Source organism: Avibacterium avium (genome assembly GCF_900454535.1).
GTDB lineage: Bacteria > Pseudomonadota > Gammaproteobacteria > Enterobacterales > Pasteurellaceae > Avibacterium > Avibacterium avium.
In genome coordinates, this window is the sequence record NZ_UGSP01000001.1 from 1,752,457 (window position 1) to 1,769,076 (window position 16,620).

The 16,620-nt window shown below is 42.5% G+C and carries 18 protein-coding genes; 14 read left to right on the forward strand and 4 right to left on the reverse strand.

All coding sequences use genetic code 11. The annotated features are described in order from the left end of the window. The first annotated feature begins 123 nt into the window (after positions 1-123). The 3 genes from DYC50_RS08525 (at position 124) to DYC50_RS08535 (ending at position 4,418) form a co-directional block, all read left to right on the forward strand. A complete protein-coding gene (locus tag DYC50_RS08525) occupies positions 124-921 on the forward strand; it encodes a DUF4198 domain-containing protein (protein WP_035687185.1) in 798 nt (265 codons plus the stop codon). A gap of 67 nt (positions 922-988) precedes the next feature. Further along, positions 989-3,070 (forward strand): TonB-dependent siderophore receptor, encoded by a 2,082-nt coding sequence (locus DYC50_RS08530; RefSeq protein WP_115249817.1) that lies wholly within the window; start codon positions 989-991, stop codon positions 3,068-3,070. 94 nt (positions 3,071-3,164) lie between these two features. Next, the gene (locus DYC50_RS08535; RefSeq protein ID WP_115249818.1) at positions 3,165-4,418 is read left to right on the forward strand and encodes a DUF2254 domain-containing protein; all 1,254 of its coding nucleotides are present in this window, start codon (positions 3,165-3,167) and stop codon (positions 4,416-4,418) included. 58 nt (positions 4,419-4,476) lie between these two features. Here DYC50_RS08535 and DYC50_RS08540 read toward each other — a convergent pair whose 3' ends face one another. Together DYC50_RS08540 and sohB are read right to left on the reverse strand one after the other, a co-directional pair. After that, positions 4,477-5,295 carry an OmpA family protein gene (locus DYC50_RS08540; protein ID WP_115249819.1) on the reverse strand — a complete coding sequence of 273 codons (819 nt, stop codon included), beginning with the start codon at positions 5,293-5,295 and terminating at the stop codon, positions 4,477-4,479. Positions 5,296-5,481: 186 nt separating this feature from the next. Continuing rightward, entirely contained in the window at positions 5,482-6,540 is a 1,059-nt protein-coding gene (sohB, locus tag DYC50_RS08545) for a protease SohB (protein ID WP_115249820.1), read from the reverse strand. A gap of 182 nt (positions 6,541-6,722) precedes the next feature. Between sohB and DYC50_RS08550 the strand changes: the two genes are divergently transcribed. From DYC50_RS08550 to trpA, 10 genes are all read left to right on the forward strand, one after another. Then, complete coding sequence (locus DYC50_RS08550) at positions 6,723-7,307, forward strand: FMN-dependent NADH-azoreductase (protein WP_115249821.1); 585 nt, start codon at positions 6,723-6,725, stop codon at positions 7,305-7,307. A 98-nt stretch (positions 7,308-7,405) separates the two neighbouring features. Continuing rightward, the gene (locus DYC50_RS10665; RefSeq protein ID WP_172459078.1) at positions 7,406-7,576 is read left to right on the forward strand and encodes a hypothetical protein; all 171 of its coding nucleotides are present in this window, start codon (positions 7,406-7,408) and stop codon (positions 7,574-7,576) included. Next, positions 7,569-7,856 carry a type II toxin-antitoxin system RelE/ParE family toxin gene (locus tag DYC50_RS08555; protein WP_172459079.1) on the forward strand — a complete coding sequence of 96 codons (288 nt, stop codon included), beginning with the start codon at positions 7,569-7,571 and terminating at the stop codon, positions 7,854-7,856. The genes DYC50_RS10665 and DYC50_RS08555 overlap by 8 nt, the downstream gene beginning before the upstream one ends. A gap of 96 nt (positions 7,857-7,952) precedes the next feature. Continuing rightward, a complete protein-coding gene (gene trpE, locus DYC50_RS08560) occupies positions 7,953-9,497 on the forward strand; it encodes an anthranilate synthase component I (protein WP_115249823.1) in 1,545 nt (514 codons plus the stop codon). Between the two features lie 9 nt (positions 9,498-9,506). After that, positions 9,507-10,088 carry an aminodeoxychorismate/anthranilate synthase component II gene (locus DYC50_RS08565; protein ID WP_115249824.1) on the forward strand — a complete coding sequence of 194 codons (582 nt, stop codon included), beginning with the start codon at positions 9,507-9,509 and terminating at the stop codon, positions 10,086-10,088. A gap of 10 nt (positions 10,089-10,098) precedes the next feature. Continuing rightward, positions 10,099-10,485, forward strand: coding sequence for a tautomerase family protein (locus DYC50_RS08570; protein ID WP_115249825.1), 387 nt, complete (start codon positions 10,099-10,101; stop codon positions 10,483-10,485). Positions 10,486-10,539: 54 nt separating this feature from the next. Next, positions 10,540-11,544 carry an anthranilate phosphoribosyltransferase gene (gene trpD, locus DYC50_RS08575; RefSeq protein WP_115249826.1) on the forward strand — a complete coding sequence of 335 codons (1,005 nt, stop codon included), beginning with the start codon at positions 10,540-10,542 and terminating at the stop codon, positions 11,542-11,544. 15 nt (positions 11,545-11,559) lie between these two features. After that, positions 11,560-12,969: a bifunctional indole-3-glycerol-phosphate synthase TrpC/phosphoribosylanthranilate isomerase TrpF gene (trpCF, locus tag DYC50_RS08580; protein ID WP_115249827.1), complete on the forward strand. Its 1,410-nt coding sequence runs from the start codon at positions 11,560-11,562 to the stop codon at positions 12,967-12,969. Between the two features lie 21 nt (positions 12,970-12,990). Continuing rightward, on the forward strand, positions 12,991-14,187 hold the full coding sequence (gene trpB / locus DYC50_RS08585) for a tryptophan synthase subunit beta (RefSeq protein ID WP_115249828.1): 1,197 nt from the start codon (positions 12,991-12,993) through the stop codon (positions 14,185-14,187). Continuing rightward, entirely contained in the window at positions 14,187-14,993 is an 807-nt protein-coding gene (gene trpA, locus DYC50_RS08590) for a tryptophan synthase subunit alpha (RefSeq protein ID WP_115249829.1), read from the forward strand. Before trpB ends, trpA begins: the two co-directional genes overlap by 1 nt. Positions 14,994-15,076: 83 nt before the next feature. Here trpA and DYC50_RS08595 read toward each other — a convergent pair whose 3' ends face one another. Both DYC50_RS08595 and DYC50_RS08600 read right to left on the reverse strand, forming a co-directional pair. Continuing rightward, positions 15,077-15,424 carry a helix-turn-helix domain-containing protein gene (locus DYC50_RS08595; protein ID WP_115249830.1) on the reverse strand — a complete coding sequence of 116 codons (348 nt, stop codon included), beginning with the start codon at positions 15,422-15,424 and terminating at the stop codon, positions 15,077-15,079. Next, entirely contained in the window at positions 15,408-15,659 is a 252-nt protein-coding gene (locus DYC50_RS08600) for a type II toxin-antitoxin system RelE family toxin (RefSeq protein WP_115250193.1), read from the reverse strand. Before DYC50_RS08600 ends, DYC50_RS08595 begins: the two co-directional genes overlap by 17 nt. A gap of 244 nt (positions 15,660-15,903) precedes the next feature. On the opposite strand from DYC50_RS08600, the gene can reads away from it, so the two are divergent. Further along, positions 15,904-16,602 (forward strand): carbonate dehydratase, encoded by a 699-nt coding sequence (gene can, locus DYC50_RS08605; RefSeq protein ID WP_115249831.1) that lies wholly within the window; start codon positions 15,904-15,906, stop codon positions 16,600-16,602. Positions 16,603-16,620: the final 18 nt, after the last annotated feature.

Below are 16,620 nucleotides of genomic sequence, written 5' to 3' on the forward strand. Positions count from 1 at the left end.
GCTTTCAACGGTTGAAATTGAACGGCAATATGGCGGAATTTTACACCGCACTTTGAAAATAGAGGTAGAAAAGTGCGGTCAGAAAATTCCACGTTTTTTTATTTACAAAATAGGAGACATCAAATGAAAAAACTCACTCATCTCGCCTTAGTATGTGGCTTGGCGTTCCCTCTGGCAGGGCAAGCACACGATTTATGGGCATATGCACAACAAGCGGAAGCGGGCAAAGATTTGCTTGCGGTGCTTGGCTATGGCGATCGTTTTCCTGAAGGGGAAAAAATCGCAGAGGGGCGTTTAAATATTTTAAATCCGCTGGTGTTGCACAGTGCGGACGGCAAAAGCACTACCCTCACCCAAAAGGGCGAAAATTTTCACTATGTAACCACCAGCCCGTTGGCGAAAGCGGAATACAAAATTTCGGGCAGCTATAAACCGACATTTTGGTCGAAAAATGACAACGGCTGGAAGCGTGAAAATCTCACTCAAATGAAAGATGCCAATTACTGCGAAGAATCCAGTATGTTCGCTTCAACCTATGTGAACACAGGTGTTGATGTGAGCGATTTTGCCATTGCCCCAGTGGGATTACCGTTGGAAATCGTGCCATTGGTTGATCCAACCACGCTAAGCCCGATGGAAGTCTTCCCCGTGCAAGTATTGTATCAAGGTCAGCCAGCGAAAGGCGTGAGCGTGATCGGCACGACCAACGAATTTACCAAACTTGATGAAAAAGCCGTTTACGATCACCGTGAACCACAAGCTTTCTCTGGCAAAACGGACGCACAAGGCAAGGTGAATTTCATTCCTGCCTTAGCAGGCACTTGGAAAATCAAGGCCATTTATGAAATGGATTACCCAGATCAAAAAGTGTGCCAAAAACGTAAACTTTATAGCACTTATACCTTTAAAGTGAACAAATAATTTTATTTTCGTGGGGCGGAAACGCCCCTTATTTAAGCTGTAACTTGTAGTAAATTAAGGACTATTTATGCCAAAAGCTGTTTTTAAATTATCCCTTTTATCCACCGCACTTTTACTCGCCTCGCAAAATCTTTGGGCGGAAGAGTTGGAGGCGATCACGGTAGAAGCGGGATCGATGTACCGTATGGGTGAAGTGCCGATTTATCAAGCTAAATCTGCAGTTTCCCTTTCTCGCGAACAACTGGATCAGCAAAATATCACTAAAGCCGATGAAATCGGGCGTTATCAAGCGGGCTTTGAAAACCAAGTGTTTGGTGAAGATACCAACACCAACTGGTTTAGAGTGCGTGGTGCGGAGGTTACGCAAGCTCTTGATGGTTTACCAATGGCAAGCTATGGCTTTTTTACCCCTTATGTAAACACCTTTGGCTTAGAAGCGGTGGAAATAACCAAAGGTGCAGACGCAATGACCTTCGGCGCAGCAAACTCAGGTGGTTTGATCAACTATGTCACCAAGCGTCCGCATAAAGATCAAATTGGCAAAGGGGAATTTACCCTTAACGCTGGAAATCATCATCAATATGGCGTCGGCGTAGATTATACGGATCGCATCAGCAATAATGATGATCTGCGTTATCGCTTAGTGGGTGCATTTTCATCTAAAAATGGACAATGGGACGCAACAAAAAATAAAACCGTTTATTTCGCGCCATCTTTGGAATGGGATATTTCTGATCGCACTCGCTTAACCCTTTTAACTAGCTATCAATTTGATAAAGGCGTGCCAAGCTCGAATTTCTTGCCACAAGAAGGTTCGCTCGTGCCATTCCCTGATGGTAGCTATATTGGACGTTCCACCAACCTTGGCGATCCTGTCAATGATCGTGAATACAACCGCCAATACAATATCGGCTATGAATTTAGCCATCAATTTGATGATAATTTAAGTTTTGACAGTAGCTATCGCTACACTTATGCCAATAACTATCACCGTGGTTCTTATGCTTATCCTGCTGTTTCTGAGGAGGTTAGTCCAGACGTTTGGGTATCTAAAGCAGCAAGCCAATTTGGCTATAACCTAACTCGCGGTGTCGTTTTTAATGATGGCACATCTATTTCGCACACGATCGATAATCACCTCACTTGGAAATATAGCAACGATTGGCTGAAAAATACCTTAGTGGTGGGAACAGATTATCGTCATCAAAAAGTGAAAGCCTACTATACCCTATTTGGCAGCACTTCTGCAGTGAATTTAAAACAGGCTCGTTCTGGCTATAATCAGGCTCAAACCATCAATGCCCCTTATACCTACATCACTGCGCGCCAACTGGGGCTTTATTTACAAAATCAAAGCCGTTTTATGGATAGCCTTGTGTTAAACCTTGGGGTACGCCACGATCGTGCGAAACAAGATGAATACACATCTTCACAAAAAATCAGCAATACTTCTTATTCTGCGTCATTAATGTATGAAGCGCCATTCGGCTTAAATCCATATTTTAGTTACAGTGAATCCTTTAATTTACCAGTGGGATTAAGTGGCAATCAAAAACTTTATGATCCAAATATCACTCACCAATATGAAGTGGGGATCAAATATTTGCCAGACTGGTTAAACGGATCAATCACCGTTGCGGCTTTCAAAGCCAAAGATAAAGGTGCGTTAGTGTCGAATGGTTTAGGTAAAACCGTGAGCAATGCCGATCCTGTGCATCGCAAAGGGGTGGAAGTTCAAGCTGATGTGAATGTAACTAACAACTGGAATATGGGCTTAGCTTATACCTATTTGAAATCAATCACTCGTAAAGAGAGCGGCGATGTGCGCAACCCATTAATTCCAAAACATACTTTTGCTGTGAAAACCGATTACACCTTTGATAACGGCGCATTAAATGGTTTAACGGTGGGCGCAGGCGTACGTTATGTTGGTAAAAGTGTTACTTCTCAAGGTTCACTTTATTCAGGCAAAGAAGTACCATCTGCCACTGTAGTAGATTTAATGGCACGCTACGCATTTGATTCTAACTGGATTGCTCAGTTAAATGTAGAAAATGTCGGCAACCGCCGTTATGTCGCAGGCTGCGATTATTACTGCTACTACGGTGCTGAGCGTAATATCAATGCCTCGGTGTCTTATAAATTCTAACTATCTATAATCTTAGGGCTGAACAACTCAGCCCTTTTTCTTTCTGCGCAAAATCTGCTATGGTAAGCATTTCCCTCTCAATATAGGAAAACGGATGTTAAGCTATCTTAAAGAGCATTTTTTTACCCTAATTTTATGGCTAAAAAAACCAAGTAATGGGTTATGGCTCACGCCAATTTTAGGGGCGCTATTTGCCGTATTTTTGGCGCTTTTCTCAGCGTTGATTGAAAACCAAGCACTGCCGATAGATATAATGCCTGATATTAGCGAAGAATTGCTCAATGATATTCTCAGCATTATGGCATCAAGTATGCTGGCGGTGAGTACCTTTTCCCTTTCTATTATGGTTTCCGCCTTTTCGTCTGCTTCTAACGGAGCCACGCCAAGAGCCACAGAATTGGTGATGGGCGATAATACCACTCGCCTTGCCATTTCAAGTTTTATTTCCGCCTTTGTGTATGCGGTGATTGCCAAAATCACGCTCGGAATGGGGTATTACAACGAAGCAGGACGATTTGTGCTGTTTGTTGGTACGATTTGCGTGCTGATTTATTTAATCACCACCTTAATTACTTGGGTGAGTGCCTTATCGCAACTCGGGCTATTAAATAATACCTTAGAAAAAATTGAAACGGCTTCACAACAAGCCCTAAATAATTATTGGCAACAGCCCAATATGGGGGCGAAATCCCTTGACAAAATCCGCTTTACTTATGCGATCCACGCCCATGAAACAGGCTATTTAAGCCATATCAATATGCAAAATTTGCAAGATTTTGCTGATAAAAATGAGTGTGAAATTGAAATTGCCATTCAACCGGGAAAATTGGTTCATACGAATATGCCACTGGCTTATGTCAATAAATCCATTGAAGAAATGGCTCAGCTGCAAGAAAATTTTATCATCGAAAACAACCGCTCTTATGCACAAGATCCGAAATTTGGTTTGATCGTATTAAGCGAAGTGGCGCAACGTGCCTTATCTCAAGCGGTGAACGATCCCGGCACGGCAATTAAAGTGATTAGCGTTTTATTACGCTTACTACTTGATAGCAAAGCTGAAAAGCAAACGGTGAAATATGATCGTCTGGCAATGTTAAATCTCAATGAACAAGAACTTGTTTTGCAACCTTTTACGCCGATTTGTCGTGATGGGAGCGCAATGTTAGAAATTCACATCAAAGTACAAAAAGCGCTCGCGGTGCTACGGACACAATCAGACAACCAAGCCATTCGCGACGCCGCACTCAAACAAGCAAAAATAGATTTAGATTATGCGCTAAACGGGCTTTCTCTTGAAAGCGAGAAAACGCAGATCCAAGCTTTGCATCAGCATTTATTCTATTAAAGACATAAAAAAACTGACCTTGGAAAACCAAGGTCAGCTTGTATTTTTTATAGATTAATTATTTTGCGTAAAGTGGAGCTGGGCCAACATTGCCAGCTTCATTTTTCACTTCTTCCGCTTTAACTAACTGACCAGATGATGAAATTTCAACACGGCGGTTGTCGCGTAAACAGTCTTTTAATGCTTGTCCTGTTACATCATTACAAGCTTTAACTGGATTTGCTTTACCATAACCCACTGCTTCAATATTCGCAGTTACACCTTGTTGAATTAAACGTGCTTTAACACGATCTGCACGGCGTTGTGATAATTTCAAGTTATAAGCATCTGAACCTAAACGGTCTGTATAGCCTGCAACTTTAACATCTTTCGCACCAGCTGTTTTAAGCTGAGCGGCTACATTATCAACAACTTCTAAACCTTTCGCTGAAAGGGTATCTTTATTGAAATCAAATAAGAAATCACCTTTTAAGCTGAAAGACAAGCTGCCATTACAGCCATTTGGATACCAATAGAAGTTTTGTGCGTTCATATCTTTGTCAAATAAGATTTTGTATTGACAAATTTTGTGTTCGCCGTTTTCTTTGTAGTTAAATACATAATCCCATTCGCGAACGCCAAATAAACCTTCTGAGAAATGTGGGCGACCAATTAGGTTATAAATTTGGTCTTTGTTCATACCACGATTAATCATACGAACATTATCCCAATTTGGCCAAGAACCATATTGAGAACCATCGTGATTAAAACTAGAATCTTCAACCTTAGGCCAAACTAGGTTATCTGATGTACCTTCATCAGTAACCTTACTTAAGTTACCACAAGCTACTAATGTAGTCGCAGCAACCGCAGAGAATAAAAGATGTGATAATTTCATATTTTTACCTTAACACTGAATAAAATCATTACTGAAAATGAACGGAATGCTCAAATCGCATTTTGGTTCGGCCATATATAGTAAAGCTAATCACCAATAAAGTAAATTAACAAACTTTTTTACTAACTGAAATCCACGAAGTTTTTTGTCAAGGAATGTAAAGATTCTCTTTCTTACAATATTAGACTAGTACAAAGTCCTCTCATTACGCTTCAACCAGCCCAACAACAGATTATCGGCGCTTTCTTCAGCTTGTTTTCCTAATTTCTGCACAAGAGATTTTTTCATTGTGTATTTCACTGAAAGCACCAGTTTGTCTTTAATGGCTTGTAAGATCAAATCATCGCTGGTAGCAATTTCATCAACTAAGTTTAATCCTAGTGCCTGCTGACCAAACCAATGTTCCCCTGTAGCGATTTGCTCTACATCAATTTGTGGGCGGTGTTGGGCAACAAATTGTTTAAATAATTGATGGGTTTCATTTAACTCTTGTTGGAATTTTTCTTTGCCTTTTTCGGTGTTTTCGCCAAGTAAGGTTACCGTGCGTTTATATTCGCCCGCTGTCATCACGTCCACATCAACATCGTGTTTTTTCAGTAAACGATGAATATTCGGCACTTGCGCCACCACGCCAACTGAGCCAATAATAGCAAAAGGAGCGGCAATAATTTTATCTGCCACGCACGCCATCATATAGCCACCGCTGGCGGCTACTTTATCCACGGCTACGGTTAATTTTATTTGATGCTGTTTCAAGCGTGCTAACTGAGAAGCCGCAAGTCCGTAGCCGTGTACCACGCCACCGGGGCTTTCCAAACGCAGCAACACTTCATCTTCTGGTTTAGCGACGGCGATAATAGCACTCACTTCTTCACGAAGTGCGGTGGTTTCTGAGGCAGAAATATCGCCTTTAAAACTCAACACAAATAAATGGGGCTTGCGTTCGTTTTCTGGATTCTCGCCTTTTTTACGCTTTTCTTTTTCTGCTTTGGCTTTTTGTTTTTCTTCTTTTTTACGCGCTTTCTCCGCTTGTTTTAACGCATCTTCAGAAAGATGAAACTCTGCCAAACGCTTGGTGTTTTCTTCATATTCTTGCGATAAGTCGGTGATCACCAACTCCCCTGCTTGGTGAGATTTTTTCTGCTTAAACGCCATAATCATCGCGACAATCCCTGCGATAACCAATAACACCGTAAGAATTTCTAGAATAAATAAGCCATAGCCCATTGCTAATTCTGACCACATAAGCTGTCCTTTTTGTTAAATAAAAAATCAAAATGCGATCATAAAGCATTTCTGGCAAAGTGCAATTTTCCGCTGATTATTTACCATTAAGAAAAAATCTTTTTCCTTTTCTACCATTGTTCTAGAAAAAATTCGCTCTATAATGACCGCACTTTATGATAAGCACAGTTTAAGGATTTATTATGTCAAAAGTTCTTGTTTTAAAATCGAGTATTCTCGGCGATTATTCACAAACCAATCAACTTGCGGACTATCTTGTATCAAAATTACCCGCAGGCACAGAGGTGGTTGTGCGTGATTTAGGCGCAAATCCATTGCCACACTTTGACGGCGTTGCTGCCAATGCCTTGCGTGGTGAGCCAAAAACAGAACAGGATAAAGCATTGCTCGCCCTTTCCGATGAGTTAGTAGCGGAATTAAAAGATGCGGATACCATTATCATCAATGCGCCAATGTACAACTTTAATATCCCAACTCAATTAAAAAGCTACATTGATTTCATTGCCCGTCCGCGTGTTACGTTCCAATACACAGAAAACGGCCCTGAAGGCTTAGTGAAAGGCAAAAAAGCGATCGTTTTAGCCTCTTTCGGTGGCGTACATCAAGGACAAGCCACAGATGTTATCACCCCTTATCTAAAAACGTTCCTTGGCTTTATCGGCATTGATGATGTTGATTTTGTTTATGTAGAAGGCGTAGGTTCGGGCGCAGAAGTCGCGGCAAAATCGCAAGAACAAGCTAGAGCGAAAGTGGATACATTGATTTAATCTTCAAATAAAAGGGCGAAAGCCCTTTTTTACTATTGATAGCATTGTCAAATGAGATTATATTAACGCCACTATCTAATCAAAAATATAGGGTTCTTATGTTTAAAAAAGAGCAAGGCTATGACGAATATGTTATTGAACAAGTCAATATTGCCCTTAAAGAAGTTCAAGACGGAAAATTAGTTTCGCTTGAACAATGCTTTGAAAATGCAGAAAAGGAACTTTATCAAGCACTTGCAGAAGTGAAAGATAATGCCGTCTATGCCTGATAAAAAAACTGTTCTGATCTCTCCTTTAGCAGAAAAAGATATTGCCAACATTATTCGTGGCGTTATTGATTACACTTCCCATTATTCAAGCGGTGAAAGTTTGCTCAACGCACTCCGCACTCAAATCACAATGTTAGGCTTCTTACCTAAAATGGGAAAGAAAGGTATTGTAGAAAATACTCGAGAAATTTTTTGCCGTAGCTATCGCATTATTTATACCGAAACTGCCACTGAAGTCATTATTCTGAAAGTCATCCACAGCCGCAGAAAATATCCATAAAATAAATAATCGCTTTCAGACTAAGATAACCCTTGACAAAACCTTCTTGTACTAGTTTAATAGTGCGTAATTATTTTATACCAAAAAGGAATTCCAATGACAACGCCTTTTCTCCACGTTTTTTCACAAGAAGTGGCTTATCACAGCGATCCCACTGCGGTATTTGCTACCTTGTGCCAAGATCAAAAAAATACGCTGTTACTTGAATCAGCAGAAATCAGCAGTAAAAATAGCTTAAAAAGCCTGTTATTAATTAACGCCGCATTAAAAATCAGCTGTTTAGGGCAATGCGTTACCTTTACTGCATTAAATGAAAACGGTGCGGCATTGTTGCCTTTGGTGCAAGAAAAATTGCAGCCGATTGCTCTGCGCCTTTCCCACCAAGATAATCAAATGATCGCAGAATTTGCGCCGCTTAACCCAAATTTAGATGAAGATAGCAAATTACAAGCGCCGACAATTTTTGACGGTTTACGTTGTTTAACGGATCTTTACAAAACAAGTGAAACGCCGATTTTTCTTGGCGGATTATTTGCCTATGATTTAGTGGCGAATTTTATCCCGATGGAAAATATTGTGCTGCATAATGATGGCTTAAGCTGTCCGGATTATGTTTTCTATTTGGCAGAAAATTTATTGATTCTCGATCACCAACGCCAGCAGGCTCAGCTACAAACTTTCTGTTTTAATCAAAATACGCTTTCCGCCACGGAACAAAGTGCGGTGCAAATTAGGCAAAAATTACAAAAAATTGAACCGCACTTAACGGTTCAACCAGCTTCCACGGAAGTGAGTGTAAACATTGAAGATGAGCCATTTAAAGGCATTATTCGCCGCTTAAAACACCATATCAATATTGGCGATGTGTTCCAGATCGTGCCATCGCGCCGTTTTTCTTTGGCTTGTCCGAACAGCCTTGCCACTTATCGTCAATTAAAAGTGAACAACCCAAGCCCTTATATGTTTTATATGCAGGACGAAGATTTCACCTTATTTGGCGCTTCCCCTGAAAGTGCGTTGAAATATAGCCAAGATTCGCGCCAATTAGAAATCTATCCGATTGCCGGCTCTCGCCCACGCGGCTTTGATGCCCAAGGTAATATCGATCCTGAATTAGACGCACGTTTAGAACTGGAATTACGGTTAGATAAAAAAGAGCTAGCGGAACATTTAATGCTGGTGGATTTAGCCCGTAATGATGTGGCTCGAGTTTGCCAAAGTGGCACGCGCCAAGTGAAAGATTTAATGCAGGTGGATCGCTATTCGCACATTATGCACTTGGTATCGCGCGTGGTGGGCAAACTTCGCCCTGAACTCGATGCCCTACACGCCTATCAAGCCTGTATGAATATGGGTACGCTCACGGGTGCGCCAAAAATCAAAGCGATGCAATTAATCTATCAAGTGGAGCAACAAAAACGCCATAGCTACGGCGGTGCGGTGGGCTATCTTTCATCTGACGGCAATTTTGATACCTGTATTGTGATCCGCTCTGCCTTTGTGCAAAACGACATTGCTTATATCCAAGCAGGCTGCGGTGAAGTGCTGGATTCTGATCCACAAATGGAAGCAGACGAAACGCGCCACAAAGCTCGTGCTGTGATTAATGCGATTATGCAAACTAACCAGCTTGCTCAATAAGGACAGATTATGGCTAACATTGTTTTTCTAGATAATTTTGACTCTTTCACCTATAACTTAGTGGATCAATTCCGCACACTGGGACATCAAGTGCAAATTTACCGTAACGATTGCGATATTGCACTCGTGGAAAAAATGGCATTGCAGCCGAACAGCATTCTGGCGCTTTCACCGGGACCGGGCAATCCGCAAGAAGCAGGCATTTTGCTGCCACTTATTCAACGCCTTAAAGGTAAAGTGCCGATTATTGGCATCTGTTTAGGGCATCAAGCACTAATCGAAGCCTTTGGCGGCGATGTGGTACATTCTGGTGAAGTGTTGCACGGCAAGGTATCTAATATTCAACACGATGAACAAGCAATGTTCGCAGGCTTAAACAACCCAATGCCTGTGGCTCGTTATCATTCCTTAATGGGCGAAAATTTGCCCGATGAATTTATCGTAAATGCAGAATATAACGGCATTATTATGGCAATTCGCCACAAAACGCTGCCGATTTGCGGTTTTCAATTCCACCCAGAAAGCATTCTCACCGTGCAAGGGGGAAAATTGTTGGAAAATTCAGTAAACTGGTTGCTCAATCGCGATTAAGGATAAACCGATGATTATTGTTTATGGATTAAAAGAACGTCTTAATTCACGCAAAGCCCAGCTTGCGGAAATTATTTATCATTGTTTGAACCTAGAAATGGACATTCCAGCAGGTAAACATTTTATTTATTTCCAAGGCGCAGACGCGGACGATTTGTATCTCCCAAGCGGCCGCAGCGAAGATTTCACCGCCATTGAAATTAATTTAATGCAAGGGCGCACAGAATTTACCAAAAAACGTTTAATAAAAATGCTATTTTGCGAACTTGAAAATAAACTCAATCTCGCCCCGATTGACGTGGAAATCACCCTCCACGAACAACCCGCCCACTGTTGGGGATTCCGCGGAATGACAGGCGATGAAGCCAAAGATCTCAGCTACAGCATTTATCGTTAAATTTAAGAAAAAAGCACCGCACTTATGCTTTAATAAAAAGAAAAGGAATACCCTATGCAAACAGAACAACTTCTTAACCAACTTTTTGAGAAACAACCTTTAACTCAAGCCCAAGCGGAAACCCTGTTCAATGCGGTGTTGCAAGGGGAATTGAGCAATGAACAACTTGCCGCTGCCTTAATCGCATTAAAATTGCGTGGCGAAACGGCGGAAGAAATCAGCGGTGCGGTGAATGCGGTACTCTCTAATGCCAATAGCTTCCCAACACCTGATTATGTCTTTGCGGATATTGTTGGCACAGGCGGCGATGGGGCAAACACCATTAATATTTCCACCGCTTCCGCCATTGTTGGCGCAGCTTGTGGTTTAAAAGTAGCGAAACACGGCAACCGTAGCGTATCAAGCAAAACAGGCGCAAGCGATGTACTAAGTGCCTTAGGGGTAAATATCAATATCAGCGCCGAACAAGCACGCCAAGCCCTTGATGAAATTGGCATTTGCTTTTTATTCGCGCAACAATATCACCCTGGCTTTAAACACGCCGTGCCAGTTCGCCAAGCGCTAAAAACACGCACCATTTTCAATATTTTAGGCCCATTGTGTAACCCCGCTCGCCCAAAACATCAATTATTAGGCGTGTATTCCCCCGATATCATTGCCCCTTATGCAGAAACCGCGGTGCGTTTAGGGCATAAACACAGTATTGTAGTACACGGCGCTGGCTTAGATGAAGTGGCCATTCACGGCAAAACAGAAGTAGCAGAAATTCGTGATGGTAAAATTGAACGTTATAGCCTAAGCCCTTATGATTTCGGCTTTGAGCCACAACCATTAGAAAGCCTGCGTGGCGGCGAACCTGAAGAAAATGCAAAAATTTTGACCGCACTTTTACAAGGCAAAGGTAAGGCAGAACACGCCCAAGCCGTAGCAATGAATACGGCGCTATTAATGAAATTATTCGGCTATGAAGATCTCAAACATAACGCCGAAAAAGTGCTTGATGTGCTTGCCACGGGCAAAGCCTTTGAAACCTTAGTCGCATTGCGTGCGGTAGAATAAAAAAGAGAAAAAACAATGAATATCAACAACCAAACACCGACGATTTTACAAAAAATCGTGCAAGATAAAATGCAATGGGTGGCGGAGAAATCCCAAGCCTTCCCATTGCAGGATTTTGAAAAAAACCTTGAAAAATCCGACCACTCTTTTTATCAAGCGTTGGCACAAGGCACGCATCAACGCCCTGCTTATATTTTAGAATGTAAAAAAGCTTCGCCATCTAAAGGCTTAATCCGCGCGGAATTTAATCTTGATGAAATCGCTCAAGTGTATAAACATTATGCAGCAGCCATTTCCGTGCTGACGGACGAAAAATATTTCCAAGGGGATTTTGCCTACATTGCGCAAGTGCGCGATCAAGTCAGCCAGCCTGTGCTGTGCAAAGATTTTATGATAAGCCCTTATCAGGTGTATCTGGCGCGTTATCACCAAGCGGACGCCATTTTGCTAATGCTTTCCGTGTTGGACGATGACACCTATGTACAACTGGCAGATTTAGCCCACGAATTAGGAATGGGTGTACTAACGGAAACCTCCAATCAGCAAGAATTAGAACGTGCCATTGCTTTGGGGGCGAAAGTGATTGGCATTAATAACCGTGATTTACACGATCTTTCGGTGGATCTTGGCCGCACGCCACCACTTGCGAGTCAAATTCCTGCAGATCGCATTGTGATTAGTGAATCAGGCATTTATTCTCATCAACAAGTTCAGCAATTAAAACCTTATGTAAACGGCTTTTTGATCGGCAGCAGCCTGATGGGCAACGATGATTTGAATAACGCGGTAAGAACGGTGATTTTTGGCGAAAATAAAGTGTGTGGTTTGACTCGTCCGCAAGATGTGCAAGCGGTGTACAACCAAGGCGCGTTATATGGCGGATTGATTTTTGCGGAAAGCTCTAAACGCAAACTTTCGTTACGCCAAGCGCAAGAACTTGTGACGCAAGCACCGTTGCGTTTTGTTGGCGTATTTCAAAATCAAGAGATTGATTTTATTGTAAAAATCGCCTCGCAATTAAATCTCTTTGCGGTACAGTTACACGGTAGTGAAAATGCGGAATTTATCGCGCAACTTCGCTCACTGCTACCTGCCCAATGCCAAATTTGGCAAGCTGTTTCTGTGCCATTAGAAAAACAAAGTGCGGTGCAAATTGAGCCTATTTCTCAGGTTGATCGCTATGTGTTAGACAGCCAGCTCGCGCATCAACAAGGCGGCACGGGGCAAGCCTTTGATTGGTCGCTCATTCCTGCTGAAATCAAAGATAATGCAATGCTCGCTGGTGGTATTAATCAGGAAAATTTAGCCCTTGCCCTATCACAACATTGCTTAGGGTTAGATATTAATTCTGGGGCAGAAAGCAGCGCAGGCGTGAAAGATGCCACTAAATTGGCGCAATTATTTAAACAAATTTTAGATTATTAAGTAAAAGGAACGATAACGATTATGTCAGAAACCCAACTTAATCCTTATTTCGGCGAATTTGGCGGAATGTATGTGCCAGAAATTTTAGTCCCAGTGCTAAAACAGTTGGAACAAGCTTTTGTGGAAGCACAAGCCGATCCCGAATTTCAGGCAGAATTTCAAGATTTACTGAAAAACTACGCAGGTCGCCCTACGGCATTGACGCTGTGCCGCAATCTTACCAAAGGCACAAAAACCAAACTTTACCTAAAACGGGAAGATTTATTGCACGGCGGTGCGCACAAAACCAACCAAGTTTTAGGGCAAATTTTGCTCGCCAAACGAATGGGCAAAACGCGCATTATCGCCGAAACAGGGGCTGGTCAGCACGGTGTTGCCACTGCCCTTGCCTGTGCAATGTTGGATATGCCTTGCCGTATTTATATGGGCGCGAAAGATGTGGAACGCCAATCGCCGAACGTCTTCCGTATGCGTTTAATGGGCGCGGAAGTCGTGCCAGTGGAAAAAGGATCTTGCTCGCTCAAAGATGCTTGTTGTGAAGCAATGCGTGATTGGTCAGCCAACTATGACACCACCCATTATTTACTTGGCACGGCAGCAGGGCCTCACCCTTTCCCAACTATCGTGCGTGAGTTCCAAAAGATGATCGGGGAAGAAACCAAACGTCAAATTTTGGAAAAAGAGGGGCGTTTGCCTGATGTGATTATCGCGGCGGTGGGCGGTGGCTCTAATGCTATTGGAATGTTTGCAGATTTTATTGATGAGGCGAATGTGCGTTTAATCGGCATCGAGCCTGCGGGCAAAGGCATCGCTACAGGGCAACACGGCGCGCCGCTGCGCCACGGTAAAGTGGGGATTTATTTCGGAATGAAATCACCAATTATGCAAACAGAAGATGGGCAAATTGAAGAATCCTACAGCATTTCTGCGGGCTTAGATTTTCCTTCCGTAGGGCCACAACACGCTCACTTGCACGCTATCGGACGTGCGGAATATGAAAGCATTACCGATGATGAAGCCCTTGACGCATTCCAAGCACTGGCAAAACACGAGGGCATTATCCCCGCGCTAGAAAGCTCGCACGCTTTGGCTTATGCGTTAAAATTAATCCAACAAAATCCAGACAAAGAACAATTAATCGTCGTGAATTTATCCGGCCGTGGCGATAAAGATATTTTCACCGTGGACAAAATCTTGACTGAAAAGGGGAAAATCTAATGAGCCGTTTTGAAACCTTATTCACCCAACTGAATGCTAAAAACCAAGGCGTATTTGTGCCGTTCGTAACCCTATGCGATCCTGATTTAAACCGTTCTTTCGAGATTATTTGTACCCTTATGGATAACGGTGCAGACGCGTTGGAACTCGGCTTTCCTTTTTCTGATCCCTTATTAGACGGGCCTGTGATCCAAGCAGCCAACAACCGCGCTTTGCAAGCAGGTTGCAGCACGGCGGAAAGTTTTGAATTGCTGGCAAAAGTGCGGTCGAAATATCCTGAAATTCCAATCAGTTTATTATTATGCGCTAATTTAATTTATGCGCAGGGGCTAGATCATTTCTATCAACGCTGTGCCGAAGTGGGCGTAGATGCCGTGCTTGTAGCGGATATTCCTTTGCTTGCGGCTAAACCTTATATTCAAGCGGCGAAAAAACACGGCGTGCAACCTGTGTTTATCTGCCCACCCAATGCAGATGAAGCCACCATCAAAGGCGTGGCACAACACAGCGAAGGCTACACCTATTTAGCTTCTCGCGCAGGCGTAACCAGTGCCGAAAACCAAAGCCACGCAGCGAATTTAGATACACTAGTAGAACAGCTTAAAGCCCACCAAGCGCCGCCAATCCTACAAGGTTTCGGCATCGCCCAACCCCAACAGGTGAAAGAAGCCTTACAACTTGGCGCAGCTGGCGCGATTTCTGGCTCTGCCACAGTTAAAATCATCGAACGCAATTTAGACAACCACGCAAAATGCTTAAGCGAACTGGCTCAGTTCGTGAAAGCGATGAAAGGTGCAACGTTGTAAAGCTGCGTCAATGCTAAAATAAAAGAGCGGTGGAAAATTCAACATTTTTCACCGCTCTTTTGCATTTAATTTTCCCAAGAGAATTAAAAATCCAATTGCTCAAGATGAAGATTTAACGCATCAGCAATTTTTTGCTTAGTGCTTTTGCGTAGGCGAGTGGCATTTTCATACTGGCAATAAGCGGATTGCGATACCCCAAGGCGAGCTGCGACCTCTGCTTGCGTAAGGTTCAAATATTCTCGCCACGCCCGCACGGCAGAAATATCCTGTTTAAGTGCAAGGGCTGCAACCTCATAAGGGACACCGGTATCAAGGGGATTTTTCAAACCCGCTTTGCTTTTTAACCACTCTAAGGTTGCAAGCGGCACAACAGCAAAAGCGGGGTTGCCTTGCTCATCGTTAATATATTGGATATTAGTAAGTGCGTTCATCGCGTTTTTTCACCTCTTCAATGGAGACCACGCTTAATGCGTCGCCAATCAACTGGAAAAATACCCGATAACGCCCCACACGGAAGCGATAAGGGTATTTATGATTAATTAAGGATTTCACATTAGCACACAAAGGAAATTGCTTTAATTCTTCGCATTTATCAATAATAACAGAACGCTCGGGAATGCGACGCAGTTGTTTTAAAGCCTTAGGCTGGATAATTAAAGTTTTCATTTTGGCGCAACATTTGTGATTTAGACTTATCTTATAAGTTATTTTATAAGAAATCAAGAAAGGTTTATAGCTATTTACTACAAGGCAACTTTTATTTAGCCCCCCCAAAAGAGCGGTGAAAAATTTCAACATTTTCACCGCTCTTGTTTTATCAGCTCATACCTGTTGTTTATTCCTCACTGATTAATTTACCCTTTCTTGATAATTCGCTATACTGTGTTCCCGTTAATTTTGGAGTATTTCAATGAAAAAGATTGAGCAACTTTTCGCCAATAATTACAGTTGGGCAACACGGATGAAAGAGGAAAACTCTGACTACTTTCGTGAACTGGCGGATCATCAAAAACCGAGTTACCTATGGATTGGCTGCTCTGATAGCCGTGTACCGGCAGAAAAACTCACTAACCTAGGGCCGGGTGAACTTTTCGTGCATCGCAACGTAGGCAATCAGGTTATTCATACCGATCTCAATTGTCTTTCTGTGGTGCAATATGCGGTGGACGTGCTGGATATTGAACATATTATTATTTGCGGACACACTAATTGTGGCGGGATCAAAGCAGCGATGTCGGAACAAGATTTAGGCTTGATTAATAATTGGCTGCTACATATTCGTGATATTTGGTTTAAGCACAGTCATTTGCTTGGCAAACTCCCGCCAGAACAACGTGCCGATATGCTGACCAAGTTAAATGTGGCAGAACAGGTTTATAATCTTGGGCGTTCTTCTATCGTACAAGCAGCTTGGAAACGTGGCAAAAAATTGTCTTTGCACGGCTGGGTTTATGATGTGAATGACGGCTATTTGATTGATCAAGGGGTGATGGCAACAAGCCGTGAAACCTTGGAAATTTCTTATTTAAGTGCGATTTCTCGTCTGTTAAAACAAAATGAAGATGAACGAGAAGAAGCGGAAAACAACGCTGAGAATACAGAAAAATAAGCAAAAAATACACCGCAC